Source organism: Flavobacterium sp. KMS (assembly GCF_000813005.1).
GTDB lineage: Bacteria > Bacteroidota > Bacteroidia > Flavobacteriales > Flavobacteriaceae > Flavobacterium.
In genome coordinates this window covers 32,879-47,771 of the sequence record NZ_JSYP01000032.1, presented here as the reverse complement: position 1 = coordinate 47,771, position 14,893 = coordinate 32,879, and the positions used below count along the sequence as shown (strand labels likewise).

The window sequence follows — 14,893 nt, the reverse complement described above, 5'->3', positions numbered from 1 at the left end:
TTATTATCAATACTACTTCTTAAAATTGGAAATCCTTTTGAATTGTATGAGTATTCAAATATACTTATCGTTTTTTGAAGAGAATCTAAGAAAAACTCTTGTACATTTGAAGTAGTTGACGTAGTTTTAACTATGTTATTTCTATTACCATTTAACATACTAAGAAATCGGTCATCATCAAACAATAAATCACAACCCAAAATATTTTTATACGGATTGTTCATAGTATCATATTCTTTTATTGTCGTTTGAATCACAACTTCTTGATTATCTTTATATACATACTCTTTTTTCACAAGATTACCATTTTTAAATGTGAGAGTACCAGTTGCTTTTTCTGTTTCTGTTGAGTTAAAAACAAAGTACTTTTTAAACGAAACAGTTCCGTCTACGTTATGCGTATAAGCAGTTTTCGAGAAACCATTATCCCCAGTAAATTTTTCTGTATAACTAACTAACTTTCCATTATCATATCCAAACTCATATGTATAGTAAGCTGAAGCCTGTTTAGTAATATAATTTCCTGTATACGTAAAACTAATGTCACCACTACTAACTATTCTATTTCCGTTATATACATTTTCAGAAGAGTATGTCTCTTTATTATTTTCTTTACCAATCTCTTTTCTTAATAAAATATTCGTAGAATCATTTTCATAATCATCATCTTTAGAGCAAGAAGAGAGTATTAGTACAGAAACTAAAAATATATAAAATATTTTTTTCATTATTTTTGATATTATTATTTTTAAATTTAGAATGTTATTTTCGATAAAAATAAAACTGATCTATTCCAATAATTCAAGTTATTGCAATCAAATTAAAGTTTATGAATAAAATACATTTTAAATATTAACGATGACATAGTTCAAATATATAAATCCCAACAAATTTATTAACTAATAAACATCATGTTAATTTCACAAACAAAAATACCCGAAATTGATTTCGGGTATTTTTTATTCCATTTTATCGTGAAAATTAAATTCCTGCGATTGCTTTTATCTCATCTATAATTCTCAAAGCAAGAACATCTGCTTTTTCTTGTGATGGTGCTTCGGTATAAATACGAATAATTGGCTCTGTATTCGATTTTCTTAAATGCACCCATTCTGTAGCAAAATCAATTTTTACTCCATCAATAGTAGTGATGTCTTCATTTTTATATTTCTCAGTCATTGCAACCAGAATAGCATCAACATCGATTTGTGGTGTTAATTCGATTTTGTTTTTGCTCATATAATACTCTGGATATGAAGCACGCAAAGCCGAAACTGTCATTTTTTTATTTGCCAAATGTGTCAAAAACAATGCAACTCCTACCAAACTATCTCTTCCGTAATGAGATTCTGGATAAATGATTCCTCCATTTCCTTCTCCTCCAATAATAGCATTGTTTTTTTTCATCAACTCTACTACATTCACTTCTCCTACTGCACTGGCTTCGTATTTTCCGCCATGAGCAACCGTAACGTCTCTTAAAGCACGAGATGATGACATATTCGAAACTGTATTCCCTGGAGTTTTACTTAAAACATAATCAGCACAAGCTACAAGAGTATATTCCTCGCCAAACATTTCTCCATCTTCACAAATAAAGGCCAAACGATCTACATCTGGATCTACTACTACTCCTAAATGCGCTTTTTCTTTCACAACCAATTCGGAGATATCTGTAAGATGCTCTTTTAACGGTTCTGGGTTATGAGGAAAATGTCCGTTTGGTTCGCAGTATAATTTTACTACTTCAACACCCATTAACTCTAATAATTTTGGAATAATAATTCCCCCAGAAGAATTCACACCATCTACAACAACTTTAAATTTTGCTGCTTTTACTGCTTCAACATCTACTAAAGGCAAATTCAAAACTTCATCGATATGAATATCCATATAAGCGTCATTAATTGTAATTTCGCCTAAACTATCTACATCTGAGAAATCGAAAGCTTCTGCTTCGGCAATTTCTAAAATCTTTGCTCCTTCTGCTCCATTAAGGAATTCTCCCTTTTCATTCAATAATTTTAATGCATTCCATTGTTTTGGATTATGTGATGCAGTAAGTATTATTCCTCCATCTGCTTTTTCTAAAGGGACAGCAACTTCTACTGTTGGTGTTGTCGAAAGACCCAGGTCTATTACATTAATTCCTAAACCTACTAGTGTATTTACAACTAAATTATGAATCATTGGACCTGAAATTCTCGCGTCACGACCAATTACAACCGTTAGTTTTTCTTTTTTAATATTATTTTTAAGGAAAGTTCCATAGGCCGAAGCAAATTTTACTGCATCAACTGGTGTAAGATTGTCCCCTACTTTACCACCAATTGTTCCTCTTATCCCTGATATCGATTTTATTAAAGTCATTATATTGAGTTATGGTTATAGCTACAAATATAAAAAAGTTGCCGAGTAAGTAAGAGAATAAAAAGCCAAGATTTTAAAAAAGTAGTCAAAGCATTCTGTTTTTAGTCAAATGAGTTGAAAAGTTTTTATACTTTTACATGAGTAAACTTAGTGCCTTCTGCTTTTAGAACCTTAGTAACTCCTATAAAAATGAATTTCCTAGCTCATATATATCTTTCTGGCGATAATGATTTGATTAAAATCGGCAACTTTATGGCCGATGGAATTCGGGGGAAACAATTTGAAAATTTTCCTGCTGAAGTTCAAAAGGGGATCATTTTACATCGCGCCATAGACACTTATACTGATGCTCATCCTGTTTTTAGACAAAGCACCAAAAAACTTCATGAAAAATACCATCATTATGCTGGTGTAATTATTGATATATTTTACGATCATTTTTTAGCCAAAAACTGGAAAACTTATTCAGATGAAAATCTCAATGATTTTGTTGATCGATTTTATAATTCTTTGGCTGAAAATCATAGTATTTTAAGCGAAAAAACACAACGCATAATGCCTATTATGTTTCACGAAAACTGGCTGGTAAGTTACCAAACCATCGAGGGGATTAATCATATCCTGACTCAGATGGATCGCAGAACAAAAAACACTTCAAAAATGCAATTCGCTACAGCGGAATTAAAAGAATTCTATACCGAATTTGAAGCTGAATTTACCGAATTTTTTGAAGATTTAAAACAACACGTTAATCACAAATTACTTTCATTATGAAGAAGATTGCCTTTTTATGCTATTTTATCTCGCTTACCTCTTTTGCCCAAAACACAACTAATCAACCAACAGGATTAGTTACCAGCAAAGCAATGGTTGTTTCGGCACGAGCTGAAGCATCCAAAATTGGTTCCGACATTATGAAAAAAGGAGGAAATGCATTTGATGCTATGGTTGCTACCGAATTAGCATTGGCTGTAGCCTTCCCATACGCAGGAAACATTGGCGGAGGAGGATTTATGGTCTACCGAAAAGCAAATGGTGAAGTTGGATCTATTGATTATAGAGAAAGAGCTCCTCTGAAAGCTACCAAAGATATGTTTCTTGATAAAGACGGAAACGTTATTAAAGGAAAAAGTACTGAAACTGCTCTAGCCATTGGAATACCTGGAACTGTTGCAGGAGTTTTTGCAGTACACAAAAAATTTGGCTCCTTACCTATGTCAACAATTTTAGAACCTGTTATAGCACTAGCAGAAAGAGGTGTAATTGTGACTAAAAAACAAGAAGAGCGTTTAAACAATTACCGAGATGTAATTATAGAAAGAAACGGCAAAAATACTTTGTTAGCGACCGTATATAAAGAAAATGATACTATAAAATATTCTGCTCTTGCAGAAACTTTAAAAAGGATTCAGAAAAATGGTCGTGATGAATTTTACAAAGGAAAAACTGCTAAAATATTAGTTGATTATCTTAACAAAAGAGGTGGGATTATCTCTATGAAAGATTTAGCATCATATGAAGTAAAATGGAGAAAACCATTAACTTTTAATTACAAAGATTTAAAAATTACTTCGATGTCTCCACCTAGTAGTGGTGGAATTTGTTTGGCACAAATACTAAAAATGATTGAACCTTATGATTTAGAAAAAATGGGACATAATTCTGCGGAAGCAATTCAAGTAATTGTAGAAGCAGAAAGAAGAGCTTATGCTGATAGAAGTTACTTTTTAGGCGATCCTGATTTTGTAAAAATCCCATTAAAAGGATTACTTTCAGATGATTATTTAAAACAAAGAATGTCTACTTTTAGTTTTGACAAAGCTACTTTGTCTTCGGATGTAAAACATGGAGAAATAAAATATAGCGAAAGTACTGAAACAACTCATTATTCAATCGTAGATCAATTTGGGAATGCTGTTGCAGCAACAACGACAATTAACGATGCATACGGTTCTAAGTATTACTGTGATGAACTAGGTTTTTTCCTAAACAACGAAATGGATGATTTTAGCGTAAAACCTGGAGAACCTAATATGTTTGGATTAGTAGGAAATGAAGCTAATAGTATTGCTCCTCAAAAAAGAATGCTAAGTTCTATGACTCCTACAATTGTGGAAAAAAATGGTAGTTTATATATGGTTGTTGGAACTCCTGGTGGTTCTACAATCATTACATCGGTTTTGCAAACTATTTTAAATGTGCATGAATACAATTTTAGTATGCAGGAAGCTGTGAATGCACCTCGTTTTCATCACCAATGGTTACCTGACAATATTAGCTTTGAACCAAAAGCTTTTGATTCGAAAACACTTGAATATTTAAAAACCAAAAATTATATCATCAACGAAAAAAATCCTCCTGTAATTGGAAAAGTAGATGCTATTTTGGTTTTACCAAACAAAACTCTAGAAGGTGGTGCTGATTTCCGTGGAGATGATACAGCTGTTGGTTTTTAATTAAATAACATATAAAATGTCTTTTTTTGAAGCTGTTAATTTCTTTCGAGAGATTAACAGCTTTAAAATTATATAGTTTGGGTTCTAAAAGCTAAATTTGCACTATTACATAACTTTTTTAAAACATAATGTTAAAAAAATACATCCGGAGATTTGAATCGATTATTGCAATGCTGCAATCTGTATTGACGCAAAAGCAATTTATATTCTTGTCCAGTGTTTTGGTTGGTATTTCATGCGCCTTTGCTGTAATTGTTTTAAAGACATTTGCTCACAGTGTATTTTCGTTTGCCACTTACATTAATGGTATTTTAAAATTAAGCTTCATCAATAGTATATTACCCATTATTGGTATTTTACTTACTGTTTTTGTTGTAAAAAGAGTTTTAGGCGGAACTATTGAAAAAGGTACTTCGCAGATATTATATACTGTTGCCAAGAAAGCGAGTATTATACCCAAAAAACAAATGTATGCCCAAATCATTACAAGCTCTCTTACTGTTGGTCTTGGTGGATCTGCAGGTTTAGAAAGTCCAATTGTGGTTACTGGAGCAGCATTTGGTTCTAATTATGCACAAAACTATAAACTACCTTATAAAGACAGAACTTTACTTATAGGTTGCGGTGTTGCAGCTGGAATTGCAGCGGCATTTAATGCGCCAATTGCTGGAGTTCTTTTTGCTATCGAAGTTTTATTGGTCGATGTAAGTATTTCGGCATTTACCCCAATTATGATTTCGGCTGCCACTGGTGCTTTAGTTTCTGCAATTGTTTTAGACGAAAACATCTTATTAAATTTTAAGCAACAACAAACATTCGATTATCATAATATACCTTTCTACGTACTTCTAGGTGTATTAACTGGATTTGTAGCCGTTTATTACGCTAGAAATTTTCAGAGAGTCGAACATTATTTTTCCAAATTAAAATTAAGCCCTTATAAAAAAGCTTTATTTGGTTCTTCGATGTTAGCAGTTTTAATTTTTATCTTTCCAACATTATTTGGTGAGGGATATGAAAGTATAAAAACTTTATCCGAAAGCGATCCAGGGAAATTACTTGACAATACCTTATTTGCAAGCTTCAGAAACAATCAATGGGTTTTACTACTTTTTGTGGGATGTACTATGATGATGAAAGTTTTTGCTTCTGGCCTAACTATTGGTAGTGGTGGTAATGGAGGAAACTTTGCTCCTTCTTTATTTTTAGGTTCTTATCTAGGGTATTTCTTTTCAAAATTTGTTACCCTAATCGGACTTTCAAAATTGCCTATTAGTAATTTTACCATGGTAGGAATGGCTGGAATATTAAGCGGATTATTTCATGCACCTCTTACAGCAATTTTCTTGATTGCAGAAATTACTGGTGGTTATAGCTTAATGATTCCTCTTATGATAGTTTCATCTATAAGTTTTGCTATTTCTAAACGTTTTGAGAAATATTCGCTTGACGTAAAAGGTTTAGCAAAAAAAGGTCATGCTTTTACCAGCAATAAAGATTCTAATATTTTATCGACTTTAGAAATTGATTCTATCATTCAAACTGACTATTTAACTGTTTCTCCAGATGAGCATCTTAGTAAGCTAGTCGATTATATATCACATTCTAATCAAGTTGTTTTCGCGGTCGTAAATAACGATGGTGAATTAGTAGGGATTGTACATTTTAATGATATTCGTGAGATTATATTTAATGTGTACCGAGTAAAATACACCTTGATAAAAGATGTTATGAAAACTCCTCCAGCTACTATCTCATCAATAGATAGCATGGAAACGGTGATGAATAAATTTGAAGCATCTAAAGTGGCATTTTTACCTGTAATAAGAAATGGGAAATATTACGGCTTCATCTCCAAATCTATAGCTTTAGAAGCTTATAGAACTAAGTTAAGATCTATGACGATAGAATAAGCTTAACATCGGATAGAATTGGAATTAGATTTATCCGATATTAAGACGTATCTTTGGGGTATTATGTGGAATATAGACTTAACATATAGAACCGAATTTCAATCAACATTTGAAAGACTCTACCAGAAAAGACAAGATTTGCAAGCCAGCAGACCATTGCCTAACATTGCTTTGCATAAAATTCGCGAAAGCTTATCGATAGAATGGACATACAACTCCAATGGTATCGAAGGTAATACTATGAGTTTGCGAGAAACTCAAATGGTGATTCAAGAAGGGATAACTATAAAAGGAAAATCACTTCGAGAACATTTTGAAACTCATAACCATGACAAAGCCATCGATTATTTATATTCGATTGTAAGCGATGATTACAAACTACGAAGCATAGATATTCTTTCTCTTCATGAATTGGTGTTACGTTCTATCGAAGATGATTTTGCAGGACGTATTCGTAATGGTGGTGTTCGTATTTCGGGAGCTAATTTTATGCCTCCAAATGCCAATAAAGTCTCTGATTATCTTGATGAATTAATTGATTTTATAAATACAAATCCGTTAGACTTAAATGATATTGAGTTGGCAGCAATTTTTCATCATAAGTTTGTTTGGATTCATCCATTTTTTGATGGAAATGGACGTACCGTCCGCTTGAGCATGAATTTATTATTGATGCGTTGTGGTTTTCCTCCTGCCATTATCCTCAAAAATGACAGAAAAAAATATTACGAAGCGCTCAATCAGGCGAATAATGGTAATTATCAAAAAATGATTCTTTTGATGAGTCAAGCGCTAGAAAGAACACTTAATATTTACCTAAACGCAATGCCTGGTAACGAAACCGAGTACCAAACAATATCTGACATTGTAAGCGAACCAAGTGCGCCTTACGGTCAGGAATATGTAAGTTTATTGGCTAGAACAGGAAAAATTGATGCTTATAAAGAAGGTCGAAATTGGTATACTACTAAAGAAGCCATTGACAATTATATTTTAACCCGCAAAAGAAAACGCTAACTAATTTAAGTTATCGTTTTTTTTCTGTGCGCGTAATGGAACGCGGATGAAAACGGATTTTTTATAAACTTTGAATCTGTTTTATGATTCTTTTAAAAATCCGTTTTCATCCGCGTCTTTACGAAGTAAATCCGTTTCATCCGCGTTCTATCTTATCGCAACATATGTTAAATCAGTATTTTTAGATGAACATTATATAACAGTAAATTAATTTTACCTGTAATCTATTTTAACACAAACTTCTATACTGTTATATCAAAAGAACAAATCAAAATGGTAACTTTGCTTTTTTGCAAAAACTATGTCGGATACAAATAATACTATTGAAGTTCTTGGCGCAAGAGTTCACAACCTAAAAAACATCGATATTTCTATTCCTCGCGAAAAACTGGTCGTAATTACTGGTTTATCTGGTTCGGGGAAATCTTCTTTGGCATTTGATACTATCTATGCCGAAGGTCAGCGTCGTTATGTCGAAACTTTTTCGGCTTATGCCAGACAGTTTTTAGGTGGTTTGGAACGTCCTGATGTTGATAAAATCGACGGACTTTCGCCTGTAATTGCTATTGAGCAAAAAACAACCAGTAAGAGTCCGCGTTCTACCGTTGGGACTATTACCGAAATATACGATTTCCTACGTTTATTATATGCCAGAGGTGCTGATGCCTATAGTTATAATACGGGCGAAAAAATGGTGAGTTATAGCGATGAACAAATTAAGGATTTAATTATTCAAGATTTTAATGGCAAACGCATCAATATCCTTGCTCCTGTAATTAAGGCACGTAAAGGTCATTATGCCGAACTTTTCCAGCAAATTACCAAACAAGGTTTTTTAAAAGTCCGTGTTAATGGTGAAGTTCAGGATTTAGTTACTGGAATGAAACTGGATCGTTATAAAACCCACGATATCGAGATTGTTGTTGACAGAATGGTAATTGAAGATACTCCTGACAATCAAAAACGATTATCGGAAAGCATAAATACCGCAATGCATCATGGCGAAAATGTATTGATGATTCTGGATCAAGATACTAATGAGGTACGTTATTTTAGCCGTAACTTAATGTGTCCTTCTACAGGAATATCATACCAAAATCCAGAGCCAAATTTATTTTCTTTCAACTCCCCTAAAGGTGCTTGTCCGCATTGTAACGGATTAGGAACTGTAAATGAAATCAATGTTAAAAAAATAATACCTAATCCTAAGCTATCTATAAAAGCTGGTGGATTTGTTCCGCTTGGCGAATACAAATCGTCATGGATTTTTAAGCAACTTGAAGTTATCGGAGAGAAGTTTGGTTTTAAAATTACCGATCCTATCGAAAAGATTTCTGATGAAGCCATGAATATGATTTTGCATGGTGGAAAAGATAAATTTACCGTTAACTCAAAAGATTTAGGTGTTGCCCGTGATTACAAAATAGATTTTGAGGGAATATCTAATTTCATCAAAAATCAGCATGACGAAAGTGCTTCGACTACAATAAAACGTTGGGCGAAAGACTTTATGGACGAAGTAAAATGTCCGGAATGTCATGGCTCTAGATTAAAAAAAGAGGCTTTATTTTTTAAAATAAACGAAAAGAATATCACCGAATTGTGTGATATGGATATTTCTGATTTGACTGCATGGTTCTTGGACCTAAACAGCCATTTATCAGACAAACAGCTTTTGATTGCTTCTGAGGTTGTTAAGGAAATAAAAGACCGTTTGAACTTCCTTATGAATGTTGGTTTAAATTATTTGGCTTTAAGCCGAAGTTCTAAATCTCTTTCTGGTGGTGAAGCGCAACGTATTCGATTGGCAACTCAAATTGGTTCGCAATTAGTTGGTGTATTATACATTCTGGATGAGCCAAGTATTGGTTTACACCAAAGGGATAATGAAAAATTAATTCATTCTTTGGAACAATTACGTGATATCGGGAACTCGGTTATTGTTGTAGAACATGACAAAGACATGATAGAACGTGCCGATTATGTAATTGATATTGGTCCGAAAGCAGGAAAATATGGTGGGGAAATTATTAGCAAAGGAACTCCTGAAGAGATTCTGCAGCACCATACTATCACGGCTATGTATATGAACGGCGAAATGAAAATCGAAATTCCTGCAAAACGTCGTGAAGGAAACGGAAAATTCTTAAAACTTACCGGAGCTACAGGAAATAACCTAAAGAATGTTTCGATTGAATTGCCTTTAGGAAAAATGATTTGTGTTACGGGAGTTTCAGGAAGTGGAAAATCGACTTTGATAAACGAAACGCTTTACCCTATTCTTAACGCTTATTATTTTAATGGTGTAAAGAAACCACAGCCATATAAAAAAATAGAAGGCTTGGAACATATTGATAAAGTTATCGATATTGACCAAAGTCCGATTGGGCGAACTCCTCGTTCGAATCCGGCGACATATACCGAGGTTTTTACAGAAATAAGAAATCTGTTTACGATGACTTCCGAAAGTATGATTCGTGGGTATAAAGCGGGTCGTTTTAGTTTTAATGTAAAAGGCGGTCGTTGCGAAACTTGTGAAGGTTCGGGTGTGAGAACTATCGAAATGAATTTCTTACCAGATGTTTATGTAGAATGTGAAACTTGCCAAGGAAAACGTTTTAACAGAGAAACTCTTGAGATACGTTATAAAGGAAAATCTATTTCGGATGTCTTGAATATGACTGTTGATGAAGCTGTTCCGTTTTTTGAAATGATTCCGAAGATTTACAGAAAAGTAAAAACAATTCAGGATGTTGGTTTGGGATATATCACGCTTGGACAGCAAAGTACAACGCTATCGGGTGGTGAAGCGCAACGTATTAAACTTGCTGGAGAATTATCTAAAAAAGATACCGGAAATACGTTTTATATTCTTGACGAACCTACAACAGGATTACATTTTGAAGATATTCGGGTTCTTATGGATGTAATTAATAAACTGGTTGACAAAGGAAATACGATCCTGATTATCGAGCATAATATGGATGTAATAAAACTTGCCGATTATATTATAGATATTGGTCCTGAAGGCGGAAAAGGTGGCGGACAGCTTATTGCGAAAGGAACTCCTGAAGAAATAATTAAAAATAAGAAAAGTTATACAGCGCAGTTTTTGAAAAAAGAATTATCTTAGTATATTGCGCCCCGCTTTAGGGTAAAATAAAATTGATAAAGTATAGCCTAGCCCAGATGGGAACGGTATCCTTTTTATTTTTTCTTTAAAAATAAAAAGATATAAGTGGACAGCTGGAAATAGCTCCAAAAAAATAAATTAATACAAAGAAAATGAGATTAGAAGATTTTGATAATGACGAAGACAAAGTAATCCAAGATAGATTAAAACAAAAAACATGGAATGAAATTAGAACCAACGATAGTTGGGCGATTTTTAAGATCATGGCTGAGTTTGTAAATGGATATGAAAACATGGGACGCATTGGTCCGTGTGTATCTATTTTTGGTTCAGCGAGAACTAAACCAGAAGATAAATATTATTTATTGGCAGAAAAGATTGCCTATAAAATCAGTAAAGCTGGTTATGGTGTAATTACTGGTGGTGGTCCTGGAATTATGGAAGCTGGCAATAAAGGTGCTCACTTAGGCGGAGGAACTTCGGTAGGTTTGAACATTGAGTTACCATTTGAACAGCATTTTAACCCTTATATCGACCGTGATAAGAACTTAAACTTTGACTACTTTTTTGTACGTAAAGTAATGTTTGTAAAGTATTCTCAAGGTTTTGTGGTTATGCCAGGTGGTTTTGGAACTCTTGACGAAATGTTTGAAGCAATTACTTTAATCCAAACGAAGAAAATCGGTAAGTTCCCTATTATTTTAGTTGGAACTGAATTCTGGTCTGGATTAATTGATTGGGTAAAAACTGTATTGGTTGAGAAAGAACATACGGTAAGTCCTGATGACTTGAACTTATTTAAAATCGTTGATTCTGAGGATGAAGTAGTTGAAGCTCTGGATAAATTCTATAAGAAATATGATTTAAGCCCGAATTTTTAAATTTTAAAAAAGCTGTTTTTACACAGCTTTTTTTTATGCTTTTTTATCAATAAGTGGCTTTATAAATCCACAATTAATAGTATATTTATTTCGTTAATAAATCTTTAAGGACAATCATTGAAGTTATTTTATAAAATTACGATTTGCACTTTTGTTTTATTGAGCTCGATAAAACAGTACGCACAGCATCATTCTAAAATGACGGTTGCGGTTAATCTCGAGCTAAAAACTCTGAATATCAGACAAGACATTACCTTTAATAATGTATCGAATGATACTTTAATTTCGGTAGTTCTTAATGATTGGAATAATTCTTTTTCGGATAAAAACACCCCTCTTGCCAAACGTTTTTCGGATGAGTTTTACAGAGGATTTCACCTTGCTAAACCTGAAGAAAGAGGGAATACTACGATTATAAGCCTGACAGATACAGAAGACGGAGCTTTGGCATGGGAAAGATCAGAAAAAAATCCCGATTATATTGTAGTCAAACTAAATCGAAAATTGGCTCCAAACGAAACAATTGTCTTACATCTTACCTACATCGTTAAGATTCCTAGTGATAAATTTACACGATATGGCTATTCTCAAAACGGAAGCTTAAACCTAAAAAACTGGTTCTTAAGCCCTGCCCGATTTGAAAACCATCGTTTTATAAAATACAATAATTATAATCTGGATGATATTGCCAATGCTGCAACTGATTATGACGTAGAAATAAAAGTTCCTAATAATTACACCATTACTACTGACTTAAATAAGACTTCGCAAGAACAATTTGAGAAATACACCAATACTTTTTATTCTGGTAATAAAAGGACGGATTTAAGCTTATTTATTGAACCTAAAAACAGTTTTACTAGATATAAAATAGGCTCTACAGAGGTTGTTACTAATTTAAAGAACAACAATTTAAATGAAATCCAGAAAGCACTAGCTATAAACAGAATTGTAGATTATGCTAATAAGTATATTGGCGAATATCCGCATGAAAAAATTACTGTTTCGCAAATAGATTACGAAAGGAATCCGTTTTATGGTCTGAACCAATTACCTTCGTTTATAAATCCTTTTCCGGATGAGTTTATGTTTGAAATTAAGTTCTTAAAAACCTATTTAAATACTTATTTAAAAAATAGTTTACGCTTAGACCCCAGAAAAGACAACTGGATTTATGATGGCATACAAATATATGTCATGATGAAATACATTGAAGAAAACTATCCTGACCAGAAAATGATGGGAAGTCTCTCAAAACTGAAGATCTTAAAAAGCTATAAAATAACTAACCTGAGTTTTAATGAGCAATACAGCTATTTTTATATGCTTATGGCTCGCAAAAATCTAGACCAACCTCTGGGCGACCCTAAGAACACGCTTATAAAATTTAATGAACAAATTGCTAGTAAATATCGTGCTGGACTTAGCCTTAGTTATCTAGACGATTATTTGGGTAATAATAGCGTACAAACTAGTATTCAGGATTTTTATGAACTTAATAAAATAGAGCAAGTAAGCCGTAGTAATTTTGAAAGTCTTTTGAATTATAATGCAAAAAAGAATATTAACTGGTTCTTTGATATTATAATAAACTCTAGAGATATAATAGATTATAAGTTTCATAATGTTTCTAAAACTAAAGACAGCATTACATTTTCGTTAAAAAACAAAACAGAAACCTATGTTCCTATTCCTGTATATGGAGTAAAGAAAAAGGAGGTCATGTTTAAACAATGGATTGATCCTAAAACTACAGATACTACATTTACCGTAGAAAGAAAAAATGCCGACAAAATTGTTTTAAACTATGATAATGAAGTTCCTGAGTATAACTTAAGAAACAACTGGAAATCACTAAAAGGTTTTTCGCCAACCAATCGTCCTATAAAATTTAATTTTGCCAAAGATCTCGAAGATCCGTATTACAATCAGATAATTTATATCCCTACGCTTAACTATAATTATTATGATGGGATAACTCCCGGAATACGTTTTCATAACAAAACGATATTAGACAAACCGTTTACTTTTGATATTAATCCTGCTTACTCTATAAAAGCAAAAACGATATCGGGTTCATCGGGTTTCTCGTATGTTCAAAATTTTAGAAACAGTACTTTATATAACGTAAAATATTCTTTTTCTGAATCTTATTTTCACTACGCTCCAGATGCAACTTATTTAAAGTTAAATCCATCTGTACAGTTGCGAATAAGAGAAGAAAACTTTCGTGACAACAGGAAACAACTTATTACGTTGCGTCAGGTAATTGTTAATAGAGAAAAGAGCAATTATGTTACAGACAATTCCAGTCCTAATTATTCTGTATTTAATGCGCGCTATTTTAATACTAAAACTGAAGTTACAAATCATTTTAACTTTATGTCGGAAGTACAATTTGCAAGTGAATTCGGGAAAGTAGCTAGTGAAATAGAGTTCAGAAAACTTTTTGAGAACAATCGACAGGTAAATTTAAGAATGTATGCTGGAACGTTTATATACAACAATACCAATTCTGATTATTTTAGCTTTGGTATAGACCGCCCTACAGATTATTTGTATGATTATAATTATTACGGAAGATCTGAAAGTACAGGTCTTTTTAGTCAGCAATTTATAATGGCCGAAGGTGGTTTTAAATCAAAACTAACTCCGCAATATGCCAACCAATGGATAACTACTTTAAATGCAAGTTATTCTCTTTGGAATTGGATTGAAGCATATGGAGACGTAGGTTTTATTAAAAGTAAAGGTTTTGCAGAAAAATTTATATATGATAGTGGTATCCGATTAAATTTTGTTCCAGATTATTTTGAATTGTATTTTCCGGTATACTCTAACAATGGGTGGGAAATTTCTCAAGATAAATATGGAGAAAAGATACGTTTCGTAGTTACTTTATCACCTAAAACATTAACCAATCTTTTTACAAGAAAATGGTTTTAATCAAATAAAAACCAAACAAAACATAAATTATTATTACTAAATTACACAAAACAATAAAAAAACCACAAAAAAAGCATCCTATTATACCCTTTTAAATACAGATAATTAAATTATATTTTTTTTAACGAATTATGATAATTGCTAGTTTTTAATTAATTTTGTGATCTAACATGACCC

9 protein-coding genes are annotated in these 14,893 nt (G+C 32.6%); 7 read left to right on the top strand and 2 right to left on the bottom strand.

Annotated features, from left to right (window positions below):
* Together OA93_RS22505 and glmM are read right to left on the bottom strand one after the other, a co-directional pair.
* Positions 1–728: hypothetical protein (locus tag OA93_RS22505; RefSeq protein WP_039116376.1), on the bottom strand; the 728-nt coding region annotated here is incomplete at its 3' end.
* 253 nt (positions 729–981) lie between these two features.
* The gene (gene glmM, locus OA93_RS22500) at positions 982–2,370 is read right to left on the bottom strand and encodes a phosphoglucosamine mutase (protein ID WP_039116375.1); all 1,389 of its coding nucleotides are present in this window, start codon (positions 2,368–2,370) and stop codon (positions 982–984) included.
* 189 nt (positions 2,371–2,559) lie between these two features.
* Between glmM and OA93_RS22495 the strand changes: the two genes are divergently transcribed.
* The 7 genes from OA93_RS22495 (at position 2,560) to OA93_RS22465 (ending at position 14,716) form a co-directional block, all read left to right on the top strand.
* Entirely contained in the window at positions 2,560–3,144 is a 585-nt protein-coding gene (locus OA93_RS22495) for an ACP phosphodiesterase (RefSeq protein ID WP_039116385.1), read from the top strand.
* Positions 3,141–4,826: a gamma-glutamyltransferase gene (gene ggt / locus OA93_RS22490; RefSeq protein WP_039116374.1), complete on the top strand. Its 1,686-nt coding sequence runs from the start codon at positions 3,141–3,143 to the stop codon at positions 4,824–4,826. The genes OA93_RS22495 and ggt overlap by 4 nt, the downstream gene beginning before the upstream one ends.
* A gap of 128 nt (positions 4,827–4,954) precedes the next feature.
* Entirely contained in the window at positions 4,955–6,739 is a 1,785-nt protein-coding gene (locus OA93_RS22485; RefSeq protein WP_039116373.1) for a chloride channel protein, read from the top strand.
* A gap of 63 nt (positions 6,740–6,802) precedes the next feature.
* Positions 6,803–7,756 carry a Fic family protein gene (locus OA93_RS22480; protein WP_039116372.1) on the top strand — a complete coding sequence of 318 codons (954 nt, stop codon included), beginning with the start codon at positions 6,803–6,805 and terminating at the stop codon, positions 7,754–7,756.
* A gap of 301 nt (positions 7,757–8,057) precedes the next feature.
* Positions 8,058–10,889 (top strand): excinuclease ABC subunit UvrA, encoded by a 2,832-nt coding sequence (gene uvrA, locus OA93_RS22475; RefSeq protein ID WP_039116371.1) that lies wholly within the window; start codon positions 8,058–8,060, stop codon positions 10,887–10,889.
* A gap of 152 nt (positions 10,890–11,041) precedes the next feature.
* Positions 11,042–11,770: a TIGR00730 family Rossman fold protein gene (locus OA93_RS22470; RefSeq protein ID WP_035628114.1), complete on the top strand. Its 729-nt coding sequence runs from the start codon at positions 11,042–11,044 to the stop codon at positions 11,768–11,770.
* Between the two features lie 198 nt (positions 11,771–11,968).
* Positions 11,969–14,716: an aminopeptidase N gene (locus tag OA93_RS22465; RefSeq protein ID WP_039116370.1), complete on the top strand. Its 2,748-nt coding sequence runs from the start codon at positions 11,969–11,971 to the stop codon at positions 14,714–14,716.
* Positions 14,717–14,893 lie beyond the last annotated feature (177 nt).

Coding starts and splice junctions, on each gene's coding strand:
- glmM (WP_039116375.1), bottom strand. CDS start 2,370: ATGACTTTAATAAAATCGATATCAGGGATAAGAGGAACAATTGGTGGT.
- OA93_RS22495 (WP_039116385.1), top strand. CDS start 2,560: ATGAATTTCCTAGCTCATATATATCTTTCTGGCGATAATGATTTGATT.
- ggt (WP_039116374.1), top strand. CDS start 3,141: ATGAAGAAGATTGCCTTTTTATGCTATTTTATCTCGCTTACCTCTTTT.
- OA93_RS22485 (WP_039116373.1), top strand. CDS start 4,955: ATGTTAAAAAAATACATCCGGAGATTTGAATCGATTATTGCAATGCTG.
- OA93_RS22480 (WP_039116372.1), top strand. CDS start 6,803: ATGTGGAATATAGACTTAACATATAGAACCGAATTTCAATCAACATTT.
- uvrA (WP_039116371.1), top strand. CDS start 8,058: ATGTCGGATACAAATAATACTATTGAAGTTCTTGGCGCAAGAGTTCAC.
- OA93_RS22470 (WP_035628114.1), top strand. CDS start 11,042: ATGAGATTAGAAGATTTTGATAATGACGAAGACAAAGTAATCCAAGAT.
- OA93_RS22465 (WP_039116370.1), top strand. CDS start 11,969: ATGACGGTTGCGGTTAATCTCGAGCTAAAAACTCTGAATATCAGACAA.